This is a genomic window from Candidatus Tisiphia endosymbiont of Xenochironomus xenolabis, assembly GCF_964264705.1.
Lineage (GTDB): Bacteria > Pseudomonadota > Alphaproteobacteria > Rickettsiales > Rickettsiaceae > Tisiphia.
In genome coordinates this window covers 1,328,794-1,343,930 of the sequence record NZ_OZ183473.1, presented here as the reverse complement: position 1 = coordinate 1,343,930, position 15,137 = coordinate 1,328,794, and the positions used below count along the sequence as shown (strand labels likewise).

12 protein-coding genes are annotated in these 15,137 nt (G+C 34.3%); 9 read left to right on the top strand and 3 right to left on the bottom strand.

What is annotated here, in order from left to right; translation table 11 throughout:
- Positions 1 to 484: 484 nt before the first annotated feature.
- The 8 genes from ACFELY_RS06560 to ACFELY_RS06525 are packed head-to-tail and all read left to right on the top strand — an operon-like array spanning position 485 to position 7,713.
- Positions 485 to 1,021 (top strand): hypothetical protein, encoded by a 537-nt coding sequence (locus tag ACFELY_RS06560; protein ID WP_375333978.1) that lies wholly within the window; start codon positions 485 to 487, stop codon positions 1,019 to 1,021.
- Positions 999 to 2,429 carry a hypothetical protein gene (locus ACFELY_RS06555; RefSeq protein ID WP_375333977.1) on the top strand — a complete coding sequence of 477 codons (1,431 nt, stop codon included), beginning with the start codon at positions 999 to 1,001 and terminating at the stop codon, positions 2,427 to 2,429. The genes ACFELY_RS06560 and ACFELY_RS06555 overlap by 23 nt, the downstream gene beginning before the upstream one ends.
- Positions 2,430 to 2,487: 58 nt before the next feature.
- Complete coding sequence (locus ACFELY_RS06550; protein ID WP_375333976.1) at positions 2,488 to 2,874, top strand: hypothetical protein; 387 nt, start codon at positions 2,488 to 2,490, stop codon at positions 2,872 to 2,874.
- Positions 2,875 to 2,890: 16 nt separating this feature from the next.
- On the top strand, positions 2,891 to 4,069 hold the full coding sequence (locus tag ACFELY_RS06545) for a hypothetical protein (RefSeq protein WP_375333975.1): 1,179 nt from the start codon (positions 2,891 to 2,893) through the stop codon (positions 4,067 to 4,069).
- Positions 4,062 to 5,612 carry a portal protein gene (locus ACFELY_RS06540; protein WP_375333974.1) on the top strand — a complete coding sequence of 517 codons (1,551 nt, stop codon included), beginning with the start codon at positions 4,062 to 4,064 and terminating at the stop codon, positions 5,610 to 5,612. Before ACFELY_RS06545 ends, ACFELY_RS06540 begins: the two co-directional genes overlap by 8 nt.
- A gap of 4 nt (positions 5,613 to 5,616) precedes the next feature.
- Positions 5,617 to 5,910 carry a hypothetical protein gene (locus ACFELY_RS06535; RefSeq protein WP_341749863.1) on the top strand — a complete coding sequence of 98 codons (294 nt, stop codon included), beginning with the start codon at positions 5,617 to 5,619 and terminating at the stop codon, positions 5,908 to 5,910.
- A gap of 23 nt (positions 5,911 to 5,933) precedes the next feature.
- A complete protein-coding gene (locus ACFELY_RS06530; RefSeq protein WP_375333973.1) occupies positions 5,934 to 6,917 on the top strand; it encodes an Rpn family recombination-promoting nuclease/putative transposase in 984 nt (327 codons plus the stop codon).
- 4 nt (positions 6,918 to 6,921) lie between these two features.
- Positions 6,922 to 7,713 carry a hypothetical protein gene (locus ACFELY_RS06525; RefSeq protein WP_375333972.1) on the top strand — a complete coding sequence of 264 codons (792 nt, stop codon included), beginning with the start codon at positions 6,922 to 6,924 and terminating at the stop codon, positions 7,711 to 7,713.
- A gap of 317 nt (positions 7,714 to 8,030) precedes the next feature.
- On the opposite strand, the gene ACFELY_RS06520 is transcribed toward ACFELY_RS06525, so the two are convergent.
- Positions 8,031 to 8,600: a transposase gene (locus tag ACFELY_RS06520; RefSeq protein WP_375334162.1), complete on the bottom strand. Its 570-nt coding sequence runs from the start codon at positions 8,598 to 8,600 to the stop codon at positions 8,031 to 8,033.
- A gap of 131 nt (positions 8,601 to 8,731) precedes the next feature.
- Positions 8,732 to 9,010: a hypothetical protein gene (locus ACFELY_RS06515; RefSeq protein WP_375333331.1), complete on the bottom strand. Its 279-nt coding sequence runs from the start codon at positions 9,008 to 9,010 to the stop codon at positions 8,732 to 8,734.
- A gap of 612 nt (positions 9,011 to 9,622) precedes the next feature.
- On the opposite strand from ACFELY_RS06515, the gene ACFELY_RS06510 reads away from it, so the two are divergent.
- Positions 9,623 to 13,801 (top strand): autotransporter domain-containing protein, encoded by a 4,179-nt coding sequence (locus ACFELY_RS06510; protein WP_375333971.1) that lies wholly within the window; start codon positions 9,623 to 9,625, stop codon positions 13,799 to 13,801.
- A gap of 144 nt (positions 13,802 to 13,945) precedes the next feature.
- Here ACFELY_RS06510 and ACFELY_RS06505 read toward each other — a convergent pair whose 3' ends face one another.
- Positions 13,946 to 14,644, bottom strand: coding sequence for a 50S ribosomal protein L11 methyltransferase (locus ACFELY_RS06505; protein WP_375333970.1), 699 nt, complete (start codon positions 14,642 to 14,644; stop codon positions 13,946 to 13,948).
- Between the last annotated feature and the right edge of the window lie 493 nt (positions 14,645 to 15,137).

Here is a 15,137-nt window from a genome sequence, read left to right as displayed (position 1 = left end):
TATGAAATTGTAAGGGTTTAGAAAATAAGAGAGTAATGCGGCTTACAAAGGTTGAGCTTCTGTTGTAACAGCAGAGGCTCGACCCTAAGTTTATCATTTACAGCTATTTTGGTGAGATTTTTAGCAGTTTTTGTTACTTTTTTACATTTTTTGGCAAAAATTGCCCTTGAAATCACCCGGGGGGTGTCCGCGTTGCAAAATGGGGTATAGGGGGGCGTTTCGCGAAAATTTTTTTGAGGTAATTAATCTGTTGTTATTAAAAATTTTCACTTTTTTTAGTTTTTATTTTACAAGGATTAGCATTTTTATATTGCTTGAATAAAAATTTAACAATAATATAAAAAATAGAAAATAAGCTATTGACAACAATTGTTAGTTGTAATACTATGCAAAACATAAGAGGAATTTTAGTGAATCAACTGGCAAAAAACCTGAAAGTCAGGTATAATAGAGGTTATTACAAGGAATTTTTGAAGATATCTATATGATTAAAAATTATGGTTTGTTTGAAAAATATTTAGCAAAGATATCATCTAGTACCATCAGTAAGTTTGGTTCAATAGAGGATATCTCTAATTTCCTATTATATCTTTGTGAGCATGGTAACATAGTTATTGCCGCTAAGAAGGCTGGTTGTATCTCGCCACTTAGGTTGCATCGGATTATTAATAGCGATAAATATTTAGCCAAATGTGTCAATTTAGCTTTAGCAATTGCAGTAGATAGAGCAGAAGGGGTGTTATATGATAGGGCAATTAACGGTTATGAGGAAGTGACCTATAACAAGGATAATCAGGCAATTGCTACTAAGAAAAAATATTGTTCTAAGTCTTTACTGGAATATCTTAAAGCTAATTCACAGAAATACCAAACGAGAAAGTATGATACTAGTTATCATAGGAAAAATAGTGATGAAGCTGAACAAACAGCAAAAGCCCAAGAAATGGCAAAGATGATTGATGTGACTAATTTTGAAATAGAGTCGTATGAGGCAGAATATGCAATTGCCAAAGAACAGTAAGACAGAAGTGATAAAAACTATTAGTAAAGCTAAAGCCAGCAAAGAAGCTCCTAGTTCTACCTCAAAAAATCTTAAATTTCCGGTGGAGTGGTCACCCTATCCATTCCAATTACCTTTGTGGAGGTATTTATATGCGGGTGGTAAGAAGGCTATTGCTATTTGGCATAGAAGGGCTGGTAAGGATATTATGGGTATTAATTGGATCACTGCTAGTGCTATTCGGGAAGTTGGCATTTATTGGTATGTCTATCCTACCTATAATCAAGCAAAAATGAGTATATGGGATGGTATGACACTATCGGGGCGTCCCTATATGTCATTTATCCCCAAAGCTATTATTGCTCGTAGTCAGCAATATAAGCAACGAATATTATTTAAAAATGGCTCTGTGATTCAGTTTGTTGGTAGTGATCGTTATGCTACTATTAGGGGCAGTGGTATTAAGGGAGCAGTTATCTCGGAATATTCTTACCATGATCCACGAGCTATGAGCTGTGTTATAGAGCCGATGGTAATTCGTAATAATGGCTGGTTGCTTTATTTGTATACTCCTTCTGACAATCCAAAATTAACACATGGTGAAGAGTTATACCAGAAATACCAAGATAGCCCGGAAGTATTTTGCCAAATTAAAACTATTGAAGATACTACTGATCATGAGGGGCAACCATTAGTCGATAAGAGTAAGCTTGATTCTGTCGACATGAGTAACGAAGAAATTCAAAGAGAGTTTTATTGCGATTTTGCTGCCTATCGTTACAAGAGGGCTGATCAAGGCGGTACCTTTGTTGAACAATTACGACTAGCTGAAAGTCAGGGGCGTATTGGCTATGTGCCATTTGATGCAAGCTATCAAGTTAATACTTACTGGGATATAGGTATTGTTGATTATACAGTTATTTGGTTTGTCCAAGAAAAACAAGATTATATCGATATTATCGATTTTTATATGAATATGGGTAAAGATTTAGAGTTTTATCTTAATCATTTAAGAACTAGACCCTATCAATATGGGCGTAATGTATTGCCGCATGATATGAGTCGAAGACAAATGCCGACTTTGGATACTCGATTACAACAAGCTAACGAGATAGCCGAAAAAGTAGGCTTCCCGCCTTTTGCTATTGGTAGGAAATATTTGCGAGAAGAGATGATAACTAAAACTAGAAATCTGCTAGGCAAGTGCCGAATAGATGCCGAGAAATGTCAACGTGGTATTAACGGTCTCTATGAGTTTGATGCCACAAAAAGGGATGTGCATTCTAGCTCCTCAAGAGCTACTGATATAACTGAGAGTTTTTGTTATTTAGCAATGGACGTTAAGACTGGTAATGAGCAACAGCAATCACAATATAACATACTAAAATATCGTAAAGTAATGAATGATTATAATGCTTTGGAGAGGTAAAGAGGATGGGTGAAAATAGTATAAATATAAACAACAATAATATAGGCAAGGTAGTATAATGTTCTGGTTACCAGCCCTAGCAGTTGCAAGTATAGTTGGAACTTACTTTAGCCGGGATGTTTCTAATTTTGTTTCTAAGTATGTTCCTGGTGGCAAATATCTTACTGGTTCTGATACCAGAAAGTGCAAGCGTAACTATGAGGAATCGCAGGACCGCCATAATAATTATGCTCGTGAAGCACAAACTAATATCGATAATCTATCTCGCGAAATACAACAATCGATGCAGGGTTTACGTTCTCTAGAGGAGCAAAAATACCAACATAGCAATAGAAGCTATGCGATGGAAAACCAATTAAATCAGTATGCTAGCCAATATGATAGTGGTTTAAAGAACATAGAAACCCAAAGAGCTAGGCTATCTTCCTCAGCCGAACAACTTTAAACAATCTTTTGCAGCATTGCAACAGAAGGCTCCAGCTCTTGAAGCAAGAATGAGAGAGGTGGAACAATTACCAGGTGTTTTCCAAAATCTCTACGACCGAGTAGCCCAGCAAAAAGACAGTTTGCGAGGTTTAACTGAAGAAGAAGCAGGCAGTGCAATTGCCAAACATCAGCAAGATGTTGAATCGTTAAAAAGGCAACGTCAGGCAATAGAAGAGAAAATACGTCATTCTATGAATGATATTACCAGGGAACATAAAAATATAAGCAGCGAAAAAGCAGAGATTGAGCGTCAGTTAGGTAATTATCAAGCAAGTCAAGATCGTCTTTTGCAAGATACTAGTAATTTTGATCAGGCAAGACATCAATTAATTAGCTGCATCGAACAATATAAACAACAGCAAAACAGAGAAGAACAAATAGCGGCTGATTATGCTAGTAGACAATCGCATATTGAAGGTCTGCAAAACCGATTAAATGATTATGGTTCATCTGCTCAAAGACAGTTGGATAGCTATGCTCACGATGTAAAATGGCGAGCTGGGAAATATGAGGACTCAGCCGGCATTACAGGTTTGGTACAGGGGACAGCTCTTGCTGCCTTAACTTTTGGAGCTGGAATGGGACTCACATCACTAGGAGCAGGGGGAGCAGCAACTGTAGAGGGAGGAACTTCAACACTTGGACAGATAGGTTTTGGAGTAAAATGTTTAGCTCCATTGGTTGGTATTGGTCATTACTTGAATACATCAAATATTATGCATAGACTTAGAGGGGGAATTGAACCAGTTGATCTTGCTAATAACCATCAATATGATGGTATGTCAGGTGATTTAGACCAAATGGCAAGATATGGTAGATCAGGACTAGCAAAAATGCCGATAGCTGAACTTGGTGGTTTAAAACAAGCAGTGGAACATTTTAACATGCGGTCAGTACCAGAGTTAAAAGATTTACCACAATTATCTGAATCTCTGGGAAAAATAGTATCACTTAAGGATATTGAAGGGTTAACCCTTGGCTTACCTAGTATGACTGCTGCTAGCGGTAAGAAATATAATTATGAGGTGTTATACGATAACGAGTTCATCAAGAAACTCAAGAAAGTGTCAAAGAAGCTTGGTGAGCCGTATTTAAACCCAAACTCAACCATAAACCCAAACTCAACCCTTAACATGGTGACAGCTTATGGCTGATAATGATTTAAACAAAAAGATTGAATATTTTGACAATCTCAAGAGCAAGCGGGAGAAATGGCATCATATATGGGATGAGCTGAAGAAATATGTTTGTCCACAAACTGAGAGTAATAAGGTAATATTTGATTCAACTTCTATCTGGTCAAGAGAGCAATTAGCATCAGGTTTACAAAGCTTGCTAGTAAATCCAGCAATGAACTGGTTTAACCTTGCCATAGTTACTGAAAATGAAGAACAGCAAGAATATTTAACCACAGCTGAACGTAACATGTTAGCCCAAATGTTAGAAAAAACCTTAATGGATATATTCAACAATCCGGCTTCTAATTTTTATAATCAGATTCATCAGTTTTTTTTGAATTTATCAGCCTTTGGTACTGCAATATTCTATGTTGAAGAAGATTTAGAATTACCCCAAACTCTGTTTTTCCGTAATATTAATTTACAAGAATGTTATTTTGAAGAGGATAAGTTTGGTTTTGTTAAAACAATGTACCGACTCTTTAGCATGCCAATTAAAACCGCAGCAGCTAAATGGGCAGACTTTGCCCCTTTCAAGGAAAGACTAGCCCGAAATCCTGATGAGATAGTAGAAATATTGCACATAGTTAGCCCGCAAGCTCAAAATCAGAAAAATAAAGGCAGAAAAGCAACGGCAACACTTGAATATAATTCGGAATATATCTACTTAGCTGAGCAAAAAATTATTAGTCAATCAGGCTATTCTTATTTTCCGTTTTTTGTAACACGGTGGGTAAAAGAAGAAGGTGAAGTATATGGCTATGCTCCAGCTCATCATGTGCTACCTGATATTAAACTACTCAATAGTTTAAGACAAATCACCCTAAAAGTAGCCCAGAAGCAGCTAGACCCACCATTATTAGTGCCAAAAGACGGATATTACTTACCACTATATACTACGCCAGGCAGTGTTAATTTTTACCGTAATGGTATGGCAGATAAAATAATACCACTAACTGGTATGGAAAATATCTTGCCTACTGAGATAGAGCAAAATCAATGTCGCGATGCCATATACAAGGCATTCTATATCGATATATTCAGGATGCAAAAGGAAAACAAAGAAATGACTGCCACCGAGGTACAAATTAGGACGGAGGAACAATACCGTTTAATGTTTCCAATGGTTGGTAGAATTGAGAGTGAGTTGTTAAATCCGTTAATCATGGCTATATATCAAACGCTGATCAAATATAATAGAGTGCCAATTTTAGAAGGAGCAAATAGCCCGCCCGAGATAGAGATTGAATATGTTTCGCCATTATCCAGGGCTCAGAAAACATCAGCAATATCAAGCGTTGAGCAAGTATTAGGTTTCTTCCAACGAAGTGGAATCAGTAACTTTTTTCCTGAGATTTATGATAATATCAACTGGGATGAATGTTTTAAACTATTTTTTGAGCTGCGAGGTTCCCCAAACTCAATCCTCAAGAACGAGCAAGAAGTACTACAAATAAGGCAACAACGTAAGATGATGCAAATGCAACAGTTACAACAGCAACAGATACAAGGGCAATGATCAAATGAAACTATCAATTAACTCATCATCCCCACCAAATTTACTAACAAAAGAGCAATTAAAATCAATTTATTTGAAGCTTTTTAGTGGAGAAGATGGTAAAATAATATTAGAGGATTTAGCCCAAATGAGTGGCATATATCGTAGCAATTTTGTTCGGCAAGAAAGTGATTACACTGCCTTCCTTGAAGGGCATCGAGCATTGTTCCTATATATATGCTCACAGGCTTCAGAAGATGATGGAGTTAATAATATTGATGGTGCTAAAATGAACCAGATAAATAAAGGCAACATTTAGTAATAATTAAGAGGTTATATTATATGTTTTTATCAAAATTTCTTGACCCTAAAAATGATTTTTGTTTTCGCCAAATTTTTGGTACTGAAAAGAATAAAGATATACTTGTTCATTTTTTAAATGATGTCCTAAAATTTGAAGGTAGTGACAAAATAACTAATGTGGTATTTTTACCAACTATCCAAGACCCTGATATTGCTATTTACAGAAAGTCTATAGTTGATGTGTTATGCAAAGATCAACATGGTAATCAATTCATAGTAGAGATGCAGGTAAGTGAACATAAAGGATTTGAGAAAAGAGCTCAATATTATGCTGCTAAAGCATATTCTAAGCAAATACTCAAAGAAGATGAAAACCATAAAAAGTTGGCAGTATACGCTAAATTAAAAGGAGTAATATTTTTAGCAATAGCAGATTTTGTGATGTTTGACGATAAAAAACATTGGAAATCAAAACATTGTCTTTTAGATACAGAGAGCTATGCCAATGATTTAAAAGATTTTCATTTTGTTTTTTTAGAACTCGAGAAATTTAATAAAACTATTAATGAGCTGGAAACTATTGAAGAGAAGTGGATGTACTTTTTTAAGCATGCAGGGGATAGTACATTAACCTTAACAGATATAGAGCATTTAATAGGTAAGGATAAAATTATTAGGAGAGCCTTTGAGGCTGTAGACCAAGCTAGCTGGTCAGAAGCAGAACTTAATACTTATGAGGAAATAACTAAAGCCCGTCTTGATAATTTAGCGGTAGAGCAGCAAAAAATTGAAGATGCTGAAGCTAGAGGGGAAGCTAGAGGGGAAGCTAGAGGGGAAGCTAGAGGTAAAGCTGAAGGAAAAGCTGAAGGAAAAGCTGAAGGTATTAAAGAAAACGCTATAGTCATGGCAAAAAAAATGTTGGCTAAAAGAAAGCCAATAGATGAAATCATTGAATTTACCGGGCTAACTCTTGAAAAAATAGAAAAGTTAAAAGAAGAAATGGAAAAGCTAAGAGAAGAATAAGCAGATGAGCAAAGAATTAATTGCCAATAACTATGAAACTACTCCTACTTCCTCTGGTAATGACTGGCTAGCTAACATGCCTGAGGAAATACGTAAGTCTGAGTCACTTGGTAAATTCAAGGATGTCTCATCTTTAGCTCAGAGCTATTTAGAGGCAGAGAAGAGCTTAAATCAGCGAGTTGCTGTGCCAAAAGATGACAGCTCTGATGAAGAATGGCATAAATTCTATTGTCGGCTTGGATTGCCTGAAGATAAGAAATATACTGATAAACGATCCAAGGAAGATGAGGAGTATTTAACTCGTTATGAGGACATGTTTTACCAAAGCGGATTATCTAAAAGGCAAGGTGAAAAGCTGCTTAATTCTCTGTATGGTTTCTCGCAGGATTTGCAGAAACAGCAACAAAATGCTATTGAGCAAACACGTCACTCTCACATTGATTGGCTGAAAAATACTTATGGTAATGCCTTTGATAATAAAATGACAGTGATGCAGGCAGCCTTGTCTAAGTTTGGTAGTAAAGAACTGGCTGGATTAATTGAAGATTCGCATTATGCACCAGCTCTAGTAGATTTATTAGTACGAGTCGGTGAAACTTTAAAATCCGACTCGTTAGTAACTGGTAAAGAGCTGCCTACAATTAATAATCGGGAGGGGGCATTAGCAGAGATAGAAAAACTTGAATCTGATCCTGAGTTTGTGGTAAAATTAAGGAGTAAAGACCATACGGGACATGAGCAAGCTGTTAAGCGTAGGGAACAATTATACAGAATCGCTTATGATAAAAAACAATAGACTTCCTGCATAAGTCAATCTAGTTGGTGATTTTGTCGTCGAAACTCGCCTCCTAAAAACCCCTCAACTATCTTTGGCTTATGTAGGGAAGTCTAATAAAAAATAACGTAACCAACCAATCATTAAAGTTATGATGTAGGTGACAACTCATTTAAGGCTGCAACTTCGCAATAACCTAATCATAAAAGAGCCACTAATAGCATAATACTCTTCTGCTTTGAAGAATTGGCTTCGTAAAACTACGGGGAATTCGTGTACTCACGTACTAAACGTCACACTACTGGACAAAAATGCTAAGTTGATTGCAAATCATATAATTAAAGCAACTTTATAATAACTGAATCAAGAGAATATTTAAAACAACCATAAGATTGTTTAATTAATTTTATTCCTAATTGAAGTACGGAATAAGCCCTGCACCCTAATGTTTTCTTCGTTTTGACTGGTTGTTTTAGTTCTTCAATTGACCCTATTTTTATAGCTATCGCATAAGATATAAATATGCATTTAATAAAACTTTCAAATCTCACTTTGTCCTTTATATGGCTATCCTCCATTCGAAACCCATTACTCTTGCATCCTTTAAATGCTGACTCGATATCCCATCTTCGTCGATATATTTTAGCCCCGTTGCTCATATTTCTACTATATACTACCGATAAATATTCTCCGCTCTCTAATTTGATATGATCTAATTTTATTGGTATAGAATAAAACTGTGTTTCTAGATTTAGTATTTTGCTCTTTTGAAGATTAACAACTTTAATCCATTCTCCTTCCTTATTCATTATTCTATTTGTTTTTCTAATCCTTAAAGCATAATTAATAGATTTACTGTTTAAATAAGTTATTAATTTTTCATTATCAAACTCTCTATCTCCAGTAATTACATCTATTCTAGCTACCCCAAATTTTCGATAAATTTTTCAACTACTTCAACTTGATCATCAGCAGTACATTTACCTCTGTAAGGAATTATTTTATAGATTAACGGCATAGCAATTTTATCATAAGATACTTATAATACTAATATATTTCTAATCTCTTTTCCTAACTCCCAAGTAGTCCTATCTAATGATAATATGACTTTACCTTCAGGAAGAAGAGGGGTCATAAATTTGTAATAGTCATCAATATTAATAAAATCTTTTTCTAAAAATCTATATACAGATTTTATTTTTGAATCTAACAAAGCATTTCCTTCTATTTCCTCTGCCATATTTTTATATTTACTACCTCGACATAAAATTAACGATTTTATTATGCCTTTAAATGTATTAGATATTGAATTTATCATCTTAAAATGATTAAATAATAACTTGGCTAGCAAAATAGAATACCTAAGATTTTTTATGTATCCTATCTAAAATATTCTATTTGCTAGCCTTTTCAACCCTTCCTACATTTTTGTCCAGTAGTGTGATAAGTAATAGGCGAGCGACGAGTGACAACGTTCCCAACTTCTCATCAATTGACTATACATCAAAACTCTTTGGGCATTTTAAATCCACGCCATTGCTAAGGATAACAAACATTATCCGGTTAAAATCTTCTAGGACTAGCTATAGATGGAAATGCAAATCATATTTTTTGAATATGATTATTCAATTGTTAATTATTTCCAGGCAATTCTGATTTTATTAAAAATAAGTAATAGACATTTAAAAATTATTATTATACTCTTAATAATAATATTAAAATATTCATGTGAATTATTAATAATAGTATGAAGATTTTTATATAAATTAACTGGATTGGTGGGCATAAAATATATAGTAAACCAAAATCGGATAATTATTTAAAGTGTTATTAATCCAATGACATTCAATTTACAAGTGGAGTGATTCAGTAAAAATTAGGGCAAATTATACTATTATCAACAAAGCCATTCAATATATGGGGGTTATATATGAGTTTAAGAATAAGCATATTATTCAATATTGGGTTAACACAACTAGTATTAATCAGTACATGTAAAGGCGAAGGGGGTATTTCACCACATACAAAATTTGGTGAATCTAGATTATCACCGAAAATTCTTACTAGTAGCAATATTGTAAATACTAATACATCGTTTCTTAATAGAAAAACTGACTCAAAACATATTCTCTCTAAAGAGAACACTCCACCACTTAAAGATTCTGATAAATCTAACTCATCATCGGAAATTCTTGCTAGTAGCAATAATACTAATGCATCATTTACTGATGAAGAATTTGATTTAGAAAACATTCAACCACTTACAGGTTTGGGTAAATCTAAATCATCATCGGAAATTCTTACTAGTAGCAATATTATAAATACTAATGCATCGTTTCCTAATAGAAAAACTGACTCAGAAAATATTCCACCATTTAAAGGTTTCGGTAAATCTAAATCATCATCGGGAATTCTTACTAGTAGCAATATTGTAAATACTAATGCATCGTTTCTTAATAGAAAAACTGACTCAAAACATATTCTCTCTAAAGAGAACACTCCACCACTTAAAGATTCTGATAAATCTAACTCATCATCGGAAATTCTTGCTAGTAGCAATAATACTAATGCATCATTTACTGATGAAGAATTTGATTTAGAAAACATTCAACCACTTACAGGTTTGGGTAAATCTAAATCATCATCGGAAATTCTTACTAGTAGCAATATTATAAATACTAATGCATCGTTTCCTAATAGAAAAACTGACTCAGAAAACATTCAACCACTTACAGGTTTGGGTAAATCTAAATCATCATCGGGAATTCTTACTAGTAGCAATATTGTAAATACTAATGCATCGTTTCTTAATAGAAAAACTGACTCAAAACATATTCTCTCTAAAGAGAACACTCCACCACTTAAAGATTCTGATAAATCTAACTCATCATCGGAAATTCTTGCTAGTAGCAATATTATAAATACTAATGCATCATTTACTGATAAAGAAATTGATTTAGAAAACATTCTCTCTAAAGAGAATACTCCACCACTTACAGGTTTCGGTATTTCAAATCGAAATCAATCTAGATATTTTGCATTTGGAGCAGATGAGAATAGAAGCCCGTCATTATTAACCCAAGAATCTAAGGAATCAACGCCAGAGTTACCTACAATTGCTCGACGGAAAGTGTATAGAGTAAGACTTCCATCTCAAAAAGGGAATCAATCATTAGAAGAAAAAAAGCAAATTGAAATAATAGCACAGAATCCTAACACAATGGTAAGTGAATCATCAAAAGAGGATGTATTAGGTACTGTTGCAGCAACATCTAGTACAGAAGTAAAACAATGGGATGCAACTAGTCCATTGCCCTCACATCAAAGTAGTGGCACTAATCTTGGTGGTTCTCCAACTACTAGCCTTGCTAAATACGCTACATCAACACCTACTGAAGTTTCAGCAAATCTCGTACTATCACCTTCTAATAATTCTAAATCAGATACATTTAGAGATTATAGAGATGGTCGTGATCCTGTCCTTAAATCTCCTATTAAGGATATAACGAGTACTTCTAATAAACAAAACAATCCATCTAATATAAGTAGAGCATTAAAACCATTATTCGATAATAATGGCTTAAAGAATACAGATTTACTGAGTACAGATAATCAGCTTCAAAAAATACAACCTTGCGAGGATGAAGAACAAGGATTAATTTCTGAATTCAAAAATCTTAGTATTACTAATTTTCCTGACTTAGAAGCATCAAGCTCAGGGACAACCCAACTGACATTGCCAACAACAGCAATGATGCCCAATACCACCAATCACCGGAATAAATTGAAGAAATTAAAGCAAAGGCATAAAGATAATGAGTTTAAACAAGCAATGAAAAAACAAGAACAAAGGAAGAAAGAAGAAGCTAAAATAACAGCAGATAAGAAGCAGTTGTTGGATATGGTAAAACAAATGAATAAGGAGAGGAGAAAGCAGGCACGAGCTGAGCAAAATAATAGAGCAATTGAGCAACAGGCTATTGTTCAGCTGACAGCCCAACAGCTATTAACTCCTGAAACTAATAAAGTTCCTGATGTTGCATTGGTTCAAAACAATATTGAACCAACCATAGTGCCAGATGAAAATGGAGGAGAATGGCAAGAAGTATTAAGTAAAAGGCAAAAGAGACTTAACAAGAAGAATATTGCTAAATCAATAGAGGTACATACAGAGTTAGTAGTGAAGCAAAATAATGGAATAATTGATCAACAGTCTATTGTTCCTAAGACATTTACCCAACAACCATTAACTCTTGAAACTAATAAAATTCCTGATTATGCATTTGCTCAAGACAAAATTGAACAAAGCATAGTGTCAGATGAAAATGGAGGAGAGTGGCAAGAAGTATTAAGTAAAAGGCAAAAGAGACTCAACAAGAAGAATATTGCTAAATCATTAGCAGTACAGCCGGAACCGCCACCAATCCAGTCGGAACCGCCACCAATCCAGCCGGAACCGCCACCAATCCAGCCGGAACCGCCACCAATCCAGCCGGAACCACCAGCAATCCAGCCGGAACCGCCACCAATCCAGCCGGAACCACCAGAAACAAATTTAGATTTAGAAGGGGAAGAAGACTATGGACTTACTCTACTTTTTAAGGAGGAAGAATCTGCAACATCGCAAACGTTAAGCTCAGTATTAGTGCCAACATCAACGTCAACTTCAACACTATCTTCAGAATTAAGAGCAAATTCTTTAGCTAATTCATCAAGTACACGGTCAAATTCAACACTAGAAAACTCAGACTCAAATTCAGACTCAGAACTTGACAACAACCAAGACTCAAAATCAGAAACACCATCAACGTCAACTTCAACACTATCTTCAGAATTAAGAGCAAATTCTTTAGCTAATTCATCAAGTACACGGTCAAATTCAACACTAGAAAACTCAGACTCAAATTCAGACTCAGAACTTAACAACAACAAAGACTCAGATCAAAATTCAGAATTAAAAGAAAAAGAAGAGCAAAAACCAAATTCAAAATCAGAACTTGACAACAACCAAGACTCAAAATCAGAAACACCATCGAGTCCAGTATTAAAGCCAAATATATCAGCTGACAACGATATTGCCTCCCGCAATAACAGTGATGCATTAATATTGCAAGAACAGGTAAAAGCATTAGAACAACAAACAGTAGAGGTACAAAAACAAGTAACTTCAGCAACAATAAATTCAGTAGCATCAGTTTTTGATTTTATAGAACAGTCTGTTCAATCAAGATTCCACCAACTTGATCTTGCAGCTCTTGCTTCTGGTGATGAAGATAATATTGTGTCTAAAAATGTCTGGGTTAGTGGTACGATTGGTGTGGCTAAGTATGAGGGGGGTAACATATTAAGTAGATATACCGGCAGAACTAGGGCTGCAACTATTGGGGGTGATATAGAACTGCAAGGTGGTAGGATTATAGGAGGAGCTTATAACTATGTCATTTCTAACTTTAAATACAAAAATCGTACTGACAAAGTTGCTGCCCACGCCCATGTAATATCTATATATGGTCAAACTAATCTGTCTGATAAATTAATACTACAAGGTGTTTTTTCCTTTGCCCTTGGTAATGTTTCTGCAAAAATACCAGTGCAAAACCAGATGGCTAAGGCTAAATTTGATAATACTTCATATAGTAGTAAGATAGTAGTTGCTCACAAGTCACAATTTGGTAAAGTACTAATTACCCCAAATATTGGGTTAAAGCATGGAGGATACAATATTGCTGGATATAATGAAAGATTTGAAGCACAGAGTCTATCGGTCGCTGCTACTAATGACAGAAGAGCTTCTGGAATTATAGGATTTGAAGCAGTTATACCAATAAAGATTAGTGATACTACCCAGGTAATTCCTGGATTGCACATGGAAGGTGAAAGATTTTTGCATAATAAGCAACAGAAGGTTCGTATGCAGATAACGTCAGGTTCCAACAAAAGAGAAGAAGTATTGCTACTTGAAAAACCGGCTAAATATAACTACAAAGTTGGTGGGACTATTACTATAAAACGTGGAGTGACAGAAATTATGGTAGTATATGATTATTTAGCTTCTAATAATAAATACTCTAGCCATCAAGGTTCGATAAAATTGAGAGTATCGTTTTAACCTGGGCTAGTAGGGGGAGGAGCAGCCATCATGTTGTAAATCTAGCAAAGTGAAACTTCAGTGGGTTACCCAATGCATCAACGAGGGAATGAATTTTAGTACTAAAGCCAGAAGTGGATGTCAATGGCGTCTTTTACCATATTCTTAACGGTGGGTTATTTCTAATACATAATGTATATTACCATCATTATGTAGGTCAGCTTCTTTAACTATTTTATAACTTAATTGATACTTTAAGCATAATTGTTGTATTCGGTCAATGCTTCTCATTGATGAAGTAATAAATATTCTACCTTTATGTGACAGTAACTTAAACCCTTTTAACATAATAGCTGTTATGAGTTTATTATCAACATCATAAAAAGTATGGCTAATTGCTCTTCTTTCAGGTGGTATAGTTTTAAATTCATCCTTTGATAAATTATCCCAAGGAGTCCCTGAAACAATTATATCTATCTTACCTACAAAATTTGGCAGTAAAGGAGATACCCCCTCTCCTTTAAATAAATACACATTTTTTGTAATACCATTAAGTATCAAATTATCTGTAGCACATTGTATCGCATACTTACTGATATCACTTCCAATAATTGTATCGGCACCATTTTTTGCAGCTATTATACCTAAAGCAAAGCATCCAGCTCCTATATCTGCAACCACCTTACTTTCTACTAAATTGTTATCTATTAAAAACTCTGCAAACATTTCAGTCAACTTTCCAGGAGGATAAACATTAACATTCTTGATAATAAAATTATTGTTAAGAACCTTTACCTGATATGGTACCTCTTTATCAATTATACTTGATATATATTTTTCTGCCTCTGGATTTATTTGTGCCATAGATTTCATACTTAATAACCATAAAACTTTAAATTAGTCTATCATCTTTTTAACTTCCTTCTATGACACATTTAGAGTTTTTTACAATATCATCAAATTTTGGATTATAAGGGATTGTTCATGTACAACAGTTTTTACATTATAGTAACATTTTTACAGGTGTTTATAATTAACACCTTGATGCTTTTAGGTTATAGAGAATAGACCTATCCAATTTACAGAATGAAAAGCATTTACTAATCCTCTAGAATTAAGAATAAACATAAAACAACAAATTGAATATCTAAAGTGTAGATTACTACAATTGGCATAGATATTGCAAAAAGAATTCTGCAAATTTACCTATGTATAAGAAGTCTCCTCTATAATATTTATACTTTTATTTGAGTACCGTGATATTGTTACAAGCAAAAAATTTATTATTTCAATTTTCTACATTATTTTTTCTTGCTATCATTAAGCCAAACTATCATTATATGTATAATATAAAGTA

Coding starts and splice junctions, on each gene's coding strand:
- ACFELY_RS06560 (WP_375333978.1), top strand. CDS start 485: ATGATTAAAAATTATGGTTTGTTTGAAAAATATTTAGCAAAGATATCA.
- ACFELY_RS06555 (WP_375333977.1), top strand. CDS start 999: ATGCAATTGCCAAAGAACAGTAAGACAGAAGTGATAAAAACTATTAGT.
- ACFELY_RS06550 (WP_375333976.1), top strand. CDS start 2,488: ATGTTCTGGTTACCAGCCCTAGCAGTTGCAAGTATAGTTGGAACTTAC.
- ACFELY_RS06540 (WP_375333974.1), top strand. CDS start 4,062: ATGGCTGATAATGATTTAAACAAAAAGATTGAATATTTTGACAATCTC.
- ACFELY_RS06535 (WP_341749863.1), top strand. CDS start 5,617: ATGAAACTATCAATTAACTCATCATCCCCACCAAATTTACTAACAAAA.
- ACFELY_RS06530 (WP_375333973.1), top strand. CDS start 5,934: ATGTTTTTATCAAAATTTCTTGACCCTAAAAATGATTTTTGTTTTCGC.
- ACFELY_RS06525 (WP_375333972.1), top strand. CDS start 6,922: ATGAGCAAAGAATTAATTGCCAATAACTATGAAACTACTCCTACTTCC.
- ACFELY_RS06515 (WP_375333331.1), bottom strand. CDS start 9,010: ATGATAAATTCAATATCTAATACATTTAAAGGCATAATAAAATCGTTA.
- ACFELY_RS06510 (WP_375333971.1), top strand. CDS start 9,623: ATGAGTTTAAGAATAAGCATATTATTCAATATTGGGTTAACACAACTA.
- ACFELY_RS06505 (WP_375333970.1), bottom strand. CDS start 14,644: ATGGCACAAATAAATCCAGAGGCAGAAAAATATATATCAAGTATAATT.